The organism is Xanthomonas sp. D-99, from assembly GCF_017746145.1.
Lineage (GTDB): Bacteria > Pseudomonadota > Gammaproteobacteria > Xanthomonadales > Xanthomonadaceae > Xanthomonas > Xanthomonas cissicola.
In genome coordinates this window covers 1-1,653 of record NZ_JAGHWU010000031.1, presented here as the reverse complement: position 1 = coordinate 1,653, position 1,653 = coordinate 1, and the positions used below count along the sequence as shown (strand labels likewise).

The window sequence follows — 1,653 nt, the reverse complement described above, 5'->3', positions numbered from 1 at the left end:
GCAGCGCATCCGGCCTGGTTGCCGGCCACGGTGATCAAGCAGGAGATCGCGCTGTTGGGCTATCGGGGCGGCATGTCGCGGCTGCGCCAGTTCATGCGCAGCCTGCGCGTGGTCCGTCCGCAAGAGCCGCTGGTGCGTTTTGAGACCCCGCCCGGACAGCAGTTGCAGTGCGACTGGATTGTCTTCCGACGCGGCAAACATCCACTGTCGGCGTTTGTGGCTACGCTAGGCTGGTCACGGGCCAGCTACGTGGAGTTTGTCACCGATGAGCGGCTGGAGACGCTGCTAGCGTGCCATGAGCATGCCTTTGCGTTCTTCGGCGGCGTGTCGCGCCAGGTGCTGTACGACAACATGAAAACCGTTGTGCTCGAACGCGATGCTTACGGTCCGGGCCAACATCGCTTCCAGCCGGCCTTCCTGGACTTTGCCGGACACTACGGCTTCGCCCCCAAGCTGTGTCGCCCCTATCGTGCCAAGACCAAGGGCAAGGTCGAACGCTTCAACGGTTACCTGCGGCGCAGCTTCTACAATCCGTTGGCGTCCAAGCTGGCCCAGGACGGTCTACGCCTGGACGCCGATACCGCCAATACGGCGGTGCTGACGTGGTTGCGCACCACGGCCAATGCCCGCGTGCATGGCACGACCGGGAAGGTGCCGCAACAGCAATTGCAGCAAGAATGCGCGGCGCTGCAAGGCGTGCCATCGACCTACGTCGGTCAGTTGCCCAAAGCGGCCCCGCCCGCCCAAGCGGCAGCACCGGACTGGGAACGCTTTCCCCGACAGCCCTTGCAGCACGCCTTGTCGGTCTATGAGCAATTGTTCCCGGAGGTGCACTGATGCAATTGCAACATCAGCGCATCCATGAACTGTGTGGCCAACTGAAGCTGGAGGCGATGGCCACGCACTACCCGGAACTGGCTAGCAAAGCGGTGAGCAACCAACTGAGCTTCGCCGATTTCCTGGAAGGACTGCTCAAAAATGAAGTGACCACACGGCAAAGCCGTTCGCGACACATGCTGGCCCGGGTGGCCGGCTTCCCCGTGATCAAGACCTTGGAGCAGTTCGACTTCACCGCGGCCCATGGCACCAGCAAGAAGGCAATGCAGGAACTGTCCGGACTTGCGTTCGTCGAGCGGGCCGAGAATCTGGTGCTGTTGGGTCCCTCCGGCGTCGGCAAAACCCACCTGGCGATCAGCTTGGGCTATTTGGCCACCCAGGCCGGCATGAAAACCCGCTTCGTCAGTGCCGCCGACCTGATGGTGGCCATGAGTGCGGCCCAACGCCAGGATCGCTTGGCCGATTTCATCCGCCGCAACGTGATGGGGCCACGGCTGCTCATCATCGACGAGATCGGTTACCTGCCGATGAATCGCGACCAGGCCAATCTGTTCTTCCAGGTCGTGGCCAAGCGCTACGAGAAGGCGGCCATGGTGCTGACCAGCAACTTGCCGTTCGGACAATGGGATCAAGCCTTCGGATCGATTGTTGCACCACGCCCACGTCATCCAGATCAAAGGAGAAAGCTTCCGACTCAAAGACAAACGCAAGGCCGGCCTCATTCCATCCCGCCAAACTGCCGAACCCATCGAGGTGGGTCAACTCTAAGTTGCTGATCAGCGTTCAAGGTGGGTCAGTTTGAAGTTGTTGTTGACA

General features: G+C 61.2%; 1 protein-coding gene and 1 pseudogene. Both read left to right on the top strand.

The genetic code is table 11. From position 1 onward, the window contains the following. Window positions 1-837 (top strand): IS21 family transposase (istA, locus tag J7360_RS12725; protein WP_244667805.1); only part of this gene is annotated, 837 nt, incomplete at its 5' end. Continuing rightward, a pseudogene (gene istB, locus J7360_RS12720) lies at window positions 837-1,605 on the top strand (IS21-like element helper ATPase IstB). The gene istA and the pseudogene istB, both read left to right, overlap by 1 nt. The last annotated feature ends 48 nt before the right edge of the window (window positions 1,606-1,653 follow it).